Origin of the sequence: Citrobacter sp. BIDMC107 (genome assembly GCF_001037575.1) — a bacterium.
GTDB lineage: Bacteria > Pseudomonadota > Gammaproteobacteria > Enterobacterales > Enterobacteriaceae > Citrobacter > Citrobacter freundii.
In genome coordinates this window covers 1,234,822-1,246,587 of sequence record NZ_KQ089848.1, presented here as the reverse complement: position 1 = coordinate 1,246,587, position 11,766 = coordinate 1,234,822, and the positions used below count along the sequence as shown (strand labels likewise).

The following is an 11,766-nucleotide window of genomic DNA, read 5'->3' as shown; positions in this document are numbered from 1 at the left end:
CGCAATCGCCTACCTGACCTACGAACAATAAAAAAGGCCCGCACTAGCGGGCCTTTTGTCGATTCATGCCAATTACAGGCTGGAAACGTTCTCGGTCAGGTATTTTGCTACGCCGTCCGGAGACGCGTTCATACCTTCTTTACCTTTTTCCCACTGTGCCGGGCATACGTCGCCGTGCTCTTCGTGGAACTGCAGCGCGTCAACCATGCGCAGCATTTCGTCGATGTTACGGCCCAGCGGCAGATCGTTAACTACCTGGTGGCGAACAACGCCGTTAGCGTCGATCAGGAAAGAACCACGCAGAGCAACGCCGGCTTCCGGGTGCTCGATGCCGTAGGCTTTCTGGATTTCGCGTTTAATGTCAGCAACCATTGCGTATTTCACTGCACCGATGCCGCCTTTGTCGACAGGGGTGTTACGCCATGCGTTGTGGACAAATTCGGAGTCGAAGGAAACGCCAACAACTTCAACGCCGCGTTTCTGGAATTCTTCGTAACGTTTGTCGAATGCGATCAGTTCAGACGGGCAAACGAAGGTGAAGTCCATCGGCCAGAAGAACAGAACGGTAGTTTTACCGTTGGTATGCTGTTTGAAGTTGAAGTTTTCAACGATCTCACCGCTACCCAGTACCGCAGCTGCTGTGAAATCCGGAGCCTGACGAGTTACCAGTACCATATAATTCTCCTGCAATGTTAAGGGGTTTTTGGAACGCAACGCGGGCCAGTATAGAGAGTGTTCGTGAATAAGACAAAGAGGCGCTGGCAATCAATGAGACAGGTTTTGTCTATCAATCTTTTGCCGGATGACGGCTACGGCTTATCCGGCGGGGAATGCGGGTTGCAATCAAAGGGTTTTACGCCGCGCCTGGTCCATCATTTGCGGATAAAACTGCCAGAATCGTTCTTCTAACGCATCGTAATGCGTATTGAGGTCATACCATGAGTCGCGTAGGGCATCGAGCCGTGGACGGCGGCTGGCCATGCCGTTCAGGACGTTCTGGATAAAATCCATGTCCCGGTAGCGCTCAAGCCATTTCTCTGACCATATATAGTTATTCAGATTGATAAAGCGTGGCGGCGATTCTGGCAAAATAGTGGTTACCTGGGTACGGGCATAGCGCACAAAGTCCGTCAGCGGGAAGTCAGGGGAGATCTCCGACCAGTGGCGCGACAGAAAATGATCCCACATGACATCCAGCGTAATCGGCGCGACGCGGCGCGTTTCGCTACGAAACCATTCTTTGGCTTCACGCACCTGCGGCAGGTTATCTGTCATCACGTCGATACGACGATGCATGAAGATGCCTTCTACCACATCAGGCGAGTAGTGCGTTTCCGGATTACCCCGGACAAAATCGGCCAGCAGATTGCCGGAAAGCGAGCTGTCGGCAAGGTGAGCGAGATGCAAATGTGCAAGAAAATTCATAGTTAAATGTTTATCCAGAGGGGTAAAGGTTGCAGGGAGAACGCCCCGGCACTAGACTACCCGCCTCTTATTTTAGTCTGAGTCAGTGTCATGCGCGTTACCGATTTCACCTTTGAACTACCCGAATCCCTGATTGCCCACTATCCGCAAGCTGAGCGCAGTAGCTGTCGCTTGCTGTCTTTGGACGGGCCGACGGGCGCGCTGACGCACGGTACTTTCACCGATTTGCTCGATAAGCTCAACCCTGGCGATTTGCTGGTCTTTAACAACACCCGCGTCATTCCTGCGCGTCTGTTTGGTCGTAAAGCCAGCGGCGGTAAAATTGAAGTGCTGGTCGAGCGTATGCTGGATGACAAACGTATTCTGGCGCATATTCGTGCCTCGAAAGCGCCGAAACCGGGCGCCGAGCTGCTGCTGGGCGATGACGAAAGCATTAAAGCAACGATGGTGGCGCGTCATGACGCGCTGTTTGAAGTTGAGTTTAACGACGAACGCAGCGTGCTGGATATCCTCAACGCGATTGGCCATATGCCGTTGCCGCCGTATATCGACCGTCCGGATGAAGACGCCGACCGCGAGCTGTACCAGACCGTGTACAGCGAAAAACCGGGTGCCGTCGCTGCGCCGACCGCGGGTCTGCATTTTGACGATCCGCTGCTGGCTAAACTGCGCGATAAAGGCATTGAAATGGCGTTCGTCACCCTGCACGTTGGAGCGGGCACTTTCCAGCCGGTGCGCGTAGACACTATTGAAAACCACATTATGCACTCCGAATATGCGGAAGTGCCGCAGGATGTGGTGGACGCGGTGCTGGCGGCGAAAGCGCGCGGTAACCGCGTGATTGCGGTGGGCACCACCTCCGTACGTTCACTGGAAAGTGCGGCGCAGGCGGCCAAAAACGATCTAATCGAGCCGTTCTTCGGCGATACACAAATCTTTATTTATCCAGGCTATAAATATCAGGTGATTGATGCTCTGGTCACCAACTTCCACCTGCCGGAATCGACACTGATTATGCTGGTTTCCGCATTTGCTGGTTATAAAAACACCATGCACGCCTATCATGAAGCGGTAAAAGCGGAATATCGCTTTTTTAGTTACGGGGATGCGATGTTTATCACGTACAATCCGCAGGCTATTTCTGAGCGTGTCGGGGAATAAGTTTCCGGCATGAGTGTTTAAAACGTCGGACTGTTTTTCTGACGCAGGAGTGAAGATGAAATTTGAACTGGATACCACAGACGGTCGCGCTCGCCGCGGCCGCCTGGTTTTTGATCGTGGCGTAGTAGAAACGCCTGCTTTTATGCCGGTCGGTACTTACGGCACAGTAAAAGGCATGACGCCGGAAGAAGTTGAAGCGACCGGCGCACAGATCATCCTCGGCAACACTTTCCACCTGTGGCTACGCCCGGGGCAGGAAATCATGAAACTGCACGGCGATCTGCACGATTTTATGCAGTGGAAAGGGCCGATACTCACCGATTCCGGCGGCTTCCAGGTGTTCAGCCTGGGCGATATCCGGAAGATAACCGAACAAGGCGTGCATTTCCGTAACCCGATCAACGGCGATCCGATTTTCCTCGATCCCGAGAAGTCGATGGAGATTCAATACGATCTCGGTTCCGATATCGTGATGATCTTCGACGAATGTACACCGTATCCGGCCGACTGGGACTATGCTAAACGCTCGATGGAGATGTCTCTGCGTTGGGCGAAGCGCAGCCGTGACCGTTTTGATAGCCTCGGCAACAAAAATGCGCTTTTTGGCATCATTCAGGGCAGTGTTTACGAAGATTTACGTGATATCTCCGTCAAAGGTCTGGTAGATATCGGCTTTGATGGCTACGCTGTCGGCGGTTTGGCTGTCGGTGAACCGAAGGAAGATATGCACCGCATTCTGGAACATGTTTGCCCGCAGATTCCGGCAGATAAACCGCGTTACCTGATGGGCGTCGGTAAACCAGAAGATCTGGTTGAAGGCGTGCGTCGCGGTATCGATATGTTTGACTGTGTGATGCCAACGCGAAATGCCCGTAATGGTCATTTGTTTGTGACTGACGGCGTGGTAAAAATTCGTAACGCGAAACATAAAAGCGACACCAGTCCGCTCGATGCTGAGTGTGATTGCTACACCTGTCGCAATTATTCGCGCGCTTACTTGCATCATCTCGACCGTTGCAACGAAATATTGGGCGCGCGTCTCAACACGATTCATAACCTTCGCTACTACCAGCGTTTGATGGCGGGTTTACGCAAGGCTATTGAAGAGGGTAAATTAGAGAGCTTCGTGACTGATTTTTACCAACGTCAGGGTAGACCAGTTCCACCTGTGAACGTTGATTAATTTTAATAATGAGGGAATTTGAATGAGCTTTTTTATTTCTGATGCGGTAGCGGCAACAGGTGCTCCGGCGCAGGGCAGCCCGATGTCTCTGATTCTGATGCTGGTGGTGTTTGGTCTGATTTTCTACTTCATGATCCTGCGCCCGCAGCAAAAGCGTACCAAAGAACACAAAAATCTGATGAACTCCATTGCGAAAGGCGATGAAGTGCTGACTAACGGTGGTCTGGTGGGTCGCGTGACCAAAGTAGCAGAATCTGGCTACATCGCTATCGCGCTGAACGACACCACTGAAGTGGTTATTAAACGTGATTTCGTAGCTGCCGTTCTGCCGAAAGGCACCATGAAGGCGCTGTAATTTATTGTTTTCCCAAAGGGAACTGCCGTGTTAAACCGTTATCCTTTGTGGAAGTATGTCATGCTGATCGTCGTTATTGTCGTCGGTCTGCTCTATGCGCTTCCCAACCTGTATGGTGAGGATCCGGCTGTTCAAATCACTGGCGTGCGCGGTGCCGCCGCCAGTGAGCAAACGCTGATCCAGGTCCAGAAAACGTTACAAGAAGATAAAATCACACCTAAGTCTGTGGCTCTGGAAGAGGGTGCTATTCTCGCGCGCTTCGACTCCACTGATACCCAACTGCGCGCACGTGAAGTATTAATGGGCGTACTGGGCGATCAGTACGTCGTGGCGCTTAACCTTGCTCCGGCAACCCCGCGCTGGCTGGCTGCCATTCATGCAGAACCGATGAAACTCGGTCTTGACCTGCGTGGCGGCGTTCACTTCCTGATGGAAGTGGATATGGATACCGCGCTGAGTAAGTTGCAGGAACAAAATATCGATAGCCTGCGCAGCGATCTGCGTGAAAAAGGCATTCCTTATACTACCGTTCGCAAAGAAGATAACTACGGTCTGAGCATCACTTTCCGTGATAGCAGCGCCCGTGATGAAGCTATCTCTTACTTGAGCAAACGTCACCAGGATCTGGTTATTTCCAGCCAGGGCAGCAATGCGCTGCGCGCTGTAATGACCGATGCGCGCCTGAGTGAAGCCCGTGAGTACGCGGTACAGCAGAACATCAACATTCTGCGTAATCGTGTTAACCAACTGGGTGTTGCTGAGCCGGTGGTACAACGTCAAGGTGCTGACCGCATCGTGGTCGAACTGCCGGGTATTCAGGATACCGCGCGTGCGAAAGAAATTCTGGGCGCAACCGCGACGCTGGAGTTCCGTCTGGTAAACACCAACGTTGACCAGTCCGCTGCAGCATCGGGTCGTGTTCCGGGTGATTCGGAAGTGAAACAGTCTCGTGAAGGTCAGCCTGTTGTGCTGTACAAGCGCGTGATCCTGACCGGTGACCATATCACCGACTCCACTTCCAGCCAGGACGAATACAATCAGCCGCAGGTTAACATCTCGCTGGATAGCGCGGGTGGTAACATCATGTCCAACTTCACCAAGGACAACATCGGTAAGCCGATGGCGACCCTGTTCGTGGAGTACAAAGACAGCGGTAAGAAAGATGCTAACGGTCGTGCAGTACTGGTGAAACAGGAAGAGGTGATTAACATTGCCAATATCCAGTCTCGCCTGGGTAACAGCTTCCGTATCACCGGTATCAACAACCCGAACGAAGCGCGTCAGCTTTCTCTGCTGTTACGTGCCGGTGCGTTGATTGCGCCGATTCAGATTGTGGAAGAACGTACCATCGGCCCAACCCTGGGTATGCAGAACATTAAACAGGGTCTGGAAGCGTGTCTGGCCGGTCTGGTGGTGTCTATCCTGTTCATGATCTTCTTCTATAAGAAGTTCGGTCTGATTGCGACCAGTGCGCTGATTGCTAACCTGGTATTGATTGTCGGTATTATGTCGTTGCTGCCGGGCGCTACGCTAAGTATGCCGGGGATTGCGGGGATTGTCTTAACCCTTGCCGTCGCGGTCGATGCGAACGTACTGATCAACGAACGTATCAAAGAAGAGTTGAGTAACGGGCGTTCGGTGCAGCAAGCCATCAACGAAGGTTATGCGGGCGCATTTAGCTCCATCTTTGATGCGAACATTACGACGCTGATCAAGGTCATCATCCTGTACGCAGTTGGCACCGGGGCAATTAAAGGGTTCGCGATTACTACCGGTATTGGTGTGGCGACGTCGATGTTTACCGCGATTGTCGGTACACGTGCCATCGTAAACCTGTTGTATGGCGGCAAGCGCGTCAAAAAGCTGTCAATCTGAGGAGTGCGAAGTGGCACAGGAATATACTGTTGAACAATTAAACCACGGCCGTAAAGTCTGGGACTTTATGCGCTGGGACTACTGGGCTTTCGGCATTTCAGGTTTCCTGCTGATTGCGGCCATCGTGGTGATGGGCGTACGCGGGTTTAACTGGGGTCTCGATTTCACCGGTGGTACGGTTATTGAAATCACGCTGGAAAAACCGGCCGATATGGACGTGATGCGCGATGCGCTGGAGAAAGCGGGCTTCGTTGATCCGCTTCTGCAAAACTTCGGCAGCAGCCACGACATTATGGTACGTATGCCGCCAACTGAAGGTGCGGACGGCGGTCAGGTGCTGGGCAGCAAAGTGTTGAGTGTGATTAACGAATCCACCAACCAAAACGCCGCGGTGAAGCGAATTGAATTCGTGGGTCCGAGCGTGGGGGCTGATCTGGCGCAAACCGGTGCGATGGCGCTGATGGCGGCGCTGATCTCCATCCTGGTGTACGTCGGTTTCCGCTTTGAGTGGCGACTGGCGGCGGGGGTGGTTATCGCTCTGGCGCACGACGTGATTATCACACTTGGGATCCTGTCGTTGTTCCATATCGAGATTGACCTGACTATCGTCGCATCACTGATGTCGGTAATCGGTTACTCGCTGAACGATAGTATCGTTGTATCTGACCGTATTCGTGAAAACTTCCGCAAAATTCGTCGCGGTACGCCTTACGAAATCTTTAACGTGTCACTGACTCAAACGCTGCACCGTACGTTGATTACGTCCGGTACAACGTTGATGGTTATTCTGATGCTGTTCCTGTTCGGTGGTCCGGTACTGGAAGGCTTCTCGCTGACGATGCTGATCGGTGTTTCCATCGGTACCGCATCTTCTATCTACGTGGCATCAGCGCTGGCGCTGAAGCTGGGTATGAAGCGTGAGCACATGCTGCAGCAGAAGGTCGAGAAAGAAGGGGCGGATCAACCGTCGATTCTTCCTTAACCATTAAGAGTGAAGATACTGGAATCCCGATCGTAAGGTCGGGATTTTTTTTGCCTGTGAATTAGCGACAGGCAATTATCTTTTCCTGCCGCCACACTACTGACAGTATGCTGTCAGTAGCCCTGTCTTATAGTCCTTCTGAGATTACCCACACAGGCAGGAGGAAGTATGAGCAACGTAATTAATTGGTTTGAAATCCCTGTAGCACAAATGGATCGCGCCATCGCTTTTTATGAACCAGTGATGCAGGTTTCTTTGCGTCGGGAAAATATGGACTGCGCTGAGCTGGCCGTATTTCCGCATCAGGATCCCGCTTCCGGCGGGGCGCTGGCTAAATTTGACGGTATTACTCCTTCAGCGCAGGGCGCTATTATTTATCTGCATACGGACGATTTGGCTGCAACGCTTGAACGCGTCGCCACTGCTGGCGGTCAGTGTGTGTTTGGCCCACTCGAACTGGGGCAGGACATTGGTACGATTGCGCTATTTACTGACAGCGAAGGCAATCGTGTTGGTTTACATCAACCCGCGTAATATTTTCAGCACTGAGGATTAAAATGAGCAGACGCGCCGACCGCTTGTTTCAGATTGTACAAATCCTGCGTGGCAGGCGAGTGACAACGGCGGCGCTGCTGGCAGAACGTCTTGAAGTTTCTGAACGGACGATTTATCGCGATATCCGCGATCTCTCTTTATCCGGCGTGCCCATTGAAGGCGAAGTGGGCAGTGGATACCGCTTAATGGCGGGGTTTGATTTGCCGCCGTTGATGTTAACCCAGCACGAATCAGAAGCGTTGATGGTAGCGATTCGGTTGCTGAAAACATGGGGCGGGGATTCACTCTCACAGGCGCTGGAATCAGCACAGGAAAAAGTGTTGGCGATATTGCCGCCAGAGAGTCGGCGCAGAGCCGAGCAAACGCGGATTTTCGCGCCAGATTTTGGTAATCAGCCGCATTCACGCAGTGCGTTCGATCTCATACATCGCGCGGTTTCAGCTCAGCAGGTGCTGGCGCTGCATTATCGCGATGAGTCCGGGAACCTCTCGTGGCGCGACGTTCAGCCGCTGGGATTATTTTTCTGGGGCGAGCACTGGCTGCTGGTTGGCTGGTGCGAGAAGCGTGATGATTATCGTTGTTTTCGCGTTGATCGATGTCTGAAGATCACGCCACTCGACAGGCACTTTCGCGAATCTGCGGATCGTTCGCTAAGTGACTTTTTACGTAAAGTACGCTGTGAAGACCAGCCATAAAAAAGCCAGCGGTTAAGCTGGCTTGTTTGCGATAAATTGTCTGGATTAGAAGTTGTAACCTACGACCAGGTAACCACCCCAACCGGTAGATTTCGCGCTGAAGTCGCCTTCGCCCCAGTTCAGAGTATCCCCACCTTTCCACTGACCGCCGTTATGGAAGTAACGTGCTACGACAGAGTAGTGCCAGTGATCGTAGTTCAGCGCCAGGACGTGGCTGGAAGCGATAGAGTTGCTGGTGCGGTTCGGGTCATCACCCAAATCTGAGCCCCAGTCGAAGTTGGTGAAGCCGATGTAGGTCAGCTGGCCGCCCCAAACCTGGGTGATCGGCACAAAGTATTTCACTTTGAAACGGTAGCCATCCCACTCGTTTTCGTTGGATGCGCCATAGTTCTGCCACTGGTATTTAGCATAGACGTTCAGGGACAGACCCATCGGCAGACCGGTATCGATATCGGTACCCAGACCCATATACCAGGTGCTCTGGCGGCTGGCTTTGTTATCACCCATGTCGTAGATGTAGTTGTTGGCGAAATACCATTCTTTGAACGGACCAAAGCTCAGGTCAGCACCGGTCAGTTTATCGATGGAGAAACGCGGTTCGATTTCCATAAACAATGGGGAACCGTCAGACCAGATACCTTTATCGTTGCCGTTACCCCAGTCGAAGGTTTTCGGAATATCGATGTAGCCATAGAAATCAAACCAGTCTTTTTTGGCAAATGCTTCGTATTCCAGATACACGTCGTTGTTCAGTTTCGGAGAGAAACGGGTGTGATAGCTACCCACCACGTTAACGCTCTGGTGCCACCAGTCGGACAGATATTGCGGTTTGTCATTTTCTGCTGCGTTGGCAGTAAAAGACGAGGAGAGCGCCAGGACTGCACCGGCTGCAAGTAATGTTTTTTTCATATGTATGCCACTGTTTGAAATCCCTTTCGGGAGTGAAAAATGCGCAATTTGCGTTTCTAAATATTTCGTAATTCTTCGGAGCCTATTATAAAAATCATTGTTCACAAAAATATGTCTTGTTTCACAGTTCTATCATTTGCGTAATCGATTGCGTTCACGTTTGCGTACTTTAGGCGGCGAATTGTACTGGCTCTCATGAATGTTGCCAAGTTTTACCAGAAATATCGGTTATGTCAGGGGAGTAACAAAATGGAGCGGATTGATGTTGCGGAACGCACAAAACGTTCCGCAAAAAAGTTTATTGGCTAACAGGTTGGATGTCGTGGATGCGAACAAATCCTAACTGATCTGGAGTGAGGCCATTTATCTGCAACGGAATGTCTACGTCGCTGGGAGCAAGAATACTCGCCGGAGCGTTGACCAACTGGTTGTGAACGTTCACTTCCTGATAGTTGTCCGTGGTGCCCTGAATTTGCCCGTATTCGACGGTGGCGCTAAAGGCGGGTAAAGGCGTGTTGGATTCACCCTGAATCCGTAGCGTCAGGCGCGTACCATCCGCGTTCGGTGCAATGTTTACCAGCGACATGCGTAAAGTGCCAATCTGGCTGTCCAGCCGTGCCGGGGTTTTGGAACCCGGTAGCAGATAGACGCCGCTGGTTGATTTTGCATTCAACATATTTTGTTGCGTAATTTTTACTGTTTCCTGATTAAGCTGCGCCATCTCTTTATTCAATGTGCTAACGCTTTGATGCATCTGGCGTACTTCGCTTTGCTGTGCGCAGGCACTAAGACTAAAGAGACTTCCCACCAGGAGAATTCTTAGGTAACGTCTTGTCATTGTGATTACTTCCTTCATTGTCGCGATAGCATAATGGTAGTGTGGACTGAGCACGAAGGCATCGATCCTTTGTCTCAAAAGCGCAGTGCCTTTGTTGTCACGGCAGTTCAGGGTAAAATAGATTCTGTTAACCACTGAGGTACAGGACGCCGTATGCATTGCCCATTCTGTTTCGCCGTAGACACTAAGGTAATTGACTCTCGTCTTGTAGGCGAGGGCTCCTCGGTACGCCGCCGTCGGCAGTGTCTGGTCTGTAACGAACGTTTCACCACTTTTGAAGTGGCTGAACTTGTCATGCCGCGCGTTGTGAAAAGCAACGACGTGCGTGAACCCTTTAATGAAGAAAAGCTGCGTAGCGGCATGCTCAGAGCGCTTGAGAAACGGCCTGTGAGCGCGGATGACGTCGAAATGGCGTTAAACCATATCAAATCACAGCTGCGTGCGACTGGTGAGCGTGAGGTGCCGAGCAAGATGATTGGCAACCTGGTGATGGAGCAGTTGAAAAAGCTCGATAAAGTCGCCTACATCCGCTTTGCCTCTGTCTACCGGAGTTTCGAAGATATCAAAGAATTTGGCGAAGAGATTGCTCGCCTACAGGACTAAGCCATGCAGGATGAATTGTACATGGCGCGTGCGCTGAAGCTTGCTGCGCGCGGACGTTTTACCACTCACCCCAACCCCAACGTAGGCTGCGTGATTGTGAAGGATGGGGAGATCGTCGGTGAAGGATATCATCACCGTGCGGGCGAACCGCATGCCGAAGTTCATGCTCTGCGGATGGCTGGAGAAAAAGCGCAAGGGGCAACGGCCTATGTGACGCTTGAACCCTGTAGTCATCATGGTCGCACGCCGCCGTGTTGCGATGCGCTGATTGCGGCGGGTGTATCGCGAGTGGTTGCGGCGATGCAGGATCCCAATCCGCAGGTCGCAGGACGTGGGCTCTACCGTTTGCAGCAGGCGGGCATCGACGTCAGCCACGGGCTGATGATGAGCGAAGTTGAGCAACTGAATAAAGGCTTTCTCAAGCGCATGCGTACGGGATTCCCGTATCTGCAGCTTAAGCTTGGCGCGTCGCTTGATGGCCGTACGGCGATGGCCAGCGGTGAAAGCCAGTGGATTACCTCACCACAGGCGCGCCGCGATGTGCAACGCTTGCGCGCGCAAAGCCATGCCATTTTAACCAGCAGTGCTACGGTGCTGGCAGACGACCCTCAGCTTACCGTGCGTTGGTCGGAGCTTGGGGAGTCAACTCAGGCGAGTTACCCGCAGGAAGAGCTGCGCCAACCAATCCGCATTGTTCTGGATAGCCAGAATCAGGTCACGCCGGAGCACCGTATTGTGCAACAGCCTGGAGAAACCTGGATTGTCCGGACTGAAGACGACCCCGGTAGCTGGCCGGAGACGGTTCGTAGCCTGAAGGTGCCGGAACATAACGGGCATCTGGATCTGGTGGTGCTGATGATGCAACTGGGCAAACAGCAAATTAACAGTATTTGGGTTGAAGCAGGTCCAACGCTCGCGGGGGCATTATTACAGGCCGGTTTGGTCGATGAGCTAATCGTGTATGTTGCGCCTAAACTGTTAGGCAGCGATGCGCGAGGATTATGTGTGCTTCCAGGCCTTGAGAAACTGGCTGACGCACCCCATTTTAAATTCAATGAGATACGCCAGGTGGGCCCGGACGTTTGCCTGCATTTAACGACTGCGTGAGGCTTTCTGATTTAGAGGAAGCAGCGCACAGAATATTATGATAAAATCCGCCCCCCTTACGGGGCCATAAATCGAACC

Annotated in this window: 13 protein-coding genes; 9 read left to right on the top strand and 4 right to left on the bottom strand. The window is 52.3% G+C overall.

Annotation, left to right across the window (positions count from 1 at the left end; all coding sequences use genetic code 11):
- Positions 1–72: 72 nt before the first annotated feature.
- Together SK39_RS05915 and acpH are read right to left on the bottom strand one after the other, a co-directional pair.
- Complete coding sequence (locus tag SK39_RS05915; RefSeq protein WP_003021524.1) at positions 73–675, bottom strand: peroxiredoxin; 603 nt, start codon at positions 673–675, stop codon at positions 73–75.
- 168 nt (positions 676–843) lie between these two features.
- Entirely contained in the window at positions 844–1,425 is a 582-nt protein-coding gene (gene acpH / locus SK39_RS05910; protein ID WP_016149694.1) for an ACP phosphodiesterase, read from the bottom strand.
- Between the two features lie 90 nt (positions 1,426–1,515).
- Between acpH and queA the strand changes: the two genes are divergently transcribed.
- From queA to SK39_RS05875, 7 genes are all read left to right on the top strand, one after another.
- Positions 1,516–2,586, top strand: a complete 1,071-nt coding sequence (gene queA / locus SK39_RS05905; RefSeq protein WP_044699350.1) for a tRNA preQ1(34) S-adenosylmethionine ribosyltransferase-isomerase QueA — start codon at positions 1,516–1,518, stop codon at positions 2,584–2,586.
- A gap of 55 nt (positions 2,587–2,641) precedes the next feature.
- Entirely contained in the window at positions 2,642–3,769 is a 1,128-nt protein-coding gene (tgt, locus tag SK39_RS05900; protein ID WP_003021535.1) for a tRNA guanosine(34) transglycosylase Tgt, read from the top strand.
- Positions 3,770–3,791: 22 nt separating this feature from the next.
- A complete protein-coding gene (gene yajC, locus SK39_RS05895; protein WP_003021544.1) occupies positions 3,792–4,124 on the top strand; it encodes a preprotein translocase subunit YajC in 333 nt (110 codons plus the stop codon).
- Between the two features lie 27 nt (positions 4,125–4,151).
- Complete coding sequence (gene secD, locus SK39_RS05890) at positions 4,152–5,999, top strand: protein translocase subunit SecD (protein WP_003021547.1); 1,848 nt, start codon at positions 4,152–4,154, stop codon at positions 5,997–5,999.
- 10 nt (positions 6,000–6,009) lie between these two features.
- Entirely contained in the window at positions 6,010–6,981 is a 972-nt protein-coding gene (secF, locus tag SK39_RS05885; RefSeq protein ID WP_003021550.1) for a protein translocase subunit SecF, read from the top strand.
- Positions 6,982–7,149: 168 nt separating this feature from the next.
- The gene (locus SK39_RS05880; protein ID WP_048216763.1) at positions 7,150–7,515 is read left to right on the top strand and encodes a VOC family protein; all 366 of its coding nucleotides are present in this window, start codon (positions 7,150–7,152) and stop codon (positions 7,513–7,515) included.
- A gap of 23 nt (positions 7,516–7,538) precedes the next feature.
- Complete coding sequence (locus tag SK39_RS05875) at positions 7,539–8,231, top strand: helix-turn-helix transcriptional regulator (protein ID WP_003021558.1); 693 nt, start codon at positions 7,539–7,541, stop codon at positions 8,229–8,231.
- Positions 8,232–8,276: 45 nt separating this feature from the next.
- Here the strand turns inward: SK39_RS05875 and SK39_RS05870 are convergent, their stop codons facing one another.
- Together SK39_RS05870 and SK39_RS05865 are read right to left on the bottom strand one after the other, a co-directional pair.
- Positions 8,277–9,140 (bottom strand): nucleoside-specific channel-forming protein Tsx, encoded by an 864-nt coding sequence (locus tag SK39_RS05870; RefSeq protein WP_003021561.1) that lies wholly within the window; start codon positions 9,138–9,140, stop codon positions 8,277–8,279.
- Between the two features lie 298 nt (positions 9,141–9,438).
- On the bottom strand, positions 9,439–9,978 hold the full coding sequence (locus SK39_RS05865) for a SadB/YajI family lipoprotein (protein ID WP_003021567.1): 540 nt from the start codon (positions 9,976–9,978) through the stop codon (positions 9,439–9,441).
- A 153-nt stretch (positions 9,979–10,131) separates the two neighbouring features.
- Here SK39_RS05865 and nrdR point away from each other — a divergent pair, with 153 nt between their 5' ends.
- Complete coding sequence (nrdR, locus tag SK39_RS05860; protein WP_003021571.1) at positions 10,132–10,581, top strand: transcriptional regulator NrdR; 450 nt, start codon at positions 10,132–10,134, stop codon at positions 10,579–10,581.
- Between the two features lie 3 nt (positions 10,582–10,584).
- Complete coding sequence (gene ribD / locus SK39_RS05855) at positions 10,585–11,688, top strand: bifunctional diaminohydroxyphosphoribosylaminopyrimidine deaminase/5-amino-6-(5-phosphoribosylamino)uracil reductase RibD (RefSeq protein ID WP_048216762.1); 1,104 nt, start codon at positions 10,585–10,587, stop codon at positions 11,686–11,688.
- Positions 11,689–11,766: the final 78 nt, after the last annotated feature.